Genomic DNA, 522 nt, shown 5'->3' on the forward strand with positions numbered 1-522 from the left:
GTATTTGTAAAAAGTTCCTTGGGATATCCCCGGAAAAAAACGACTCCAAAAACCGGATTTGGGAACCCTATATAAGGAATCCTGTTCCCCATTCCAGTTGTTGCGATCTGTAGCAAGCCCGACATGGAGAGCATGAGGAGCCCAGACCGTAAAGCGGACGCCCTGTTCTCCGTTCTCCACAGTAAGGTGGGAACCCAAAGATCGGTAGCTGTGATAAAGCGTTCCTTCATGAAACAAATAAATATCTTCCGATGAAATAGCCTGTTGCGGAAGAGTTTGGTCTGTCATCACGTCACCACCCTTATATGTTTTGTAAGTAAAAATGTATGAATCGGTAATGCATTCGCTTTTGGGTCAAAGCTGACCTGAGTTATTACCCCATTCTAGCCACAATGAACAGAAAAATGACTAGGAAAAAAATAAACCTTAGTTTTGGGGGAATCTTATATACCTTATGGTTTCAAGAGTACCCCATACCGTTTATGTATGTACTACACTGACAACTAAACCGGGAGGGAAACG

At 42.9% G+C, this 522-nt stretch carries 1 pseudogene; it reads right to left on the reverse strand.

Annotated elements, in window-relative coordinates:
- Positions 1 to 288, reverse strand: a pseudogene (locus GRP75_RS29020) (1,4-alpha-glucan branching protein GlgB); the annotation flags it as partial.
- Between the last annotated feature and the right edge of the window lie 234 nt (positions 289 to 522).

The organism is Paenibacillus sp. OT2-17 (genome assembly GCF_009827695.1).
GTDB lineage: Bacteria > Bacillota > Bacilli > Paenibacillales > Paenibacillaceae > Paenibacillus > Paenibacillus polymyxa_B.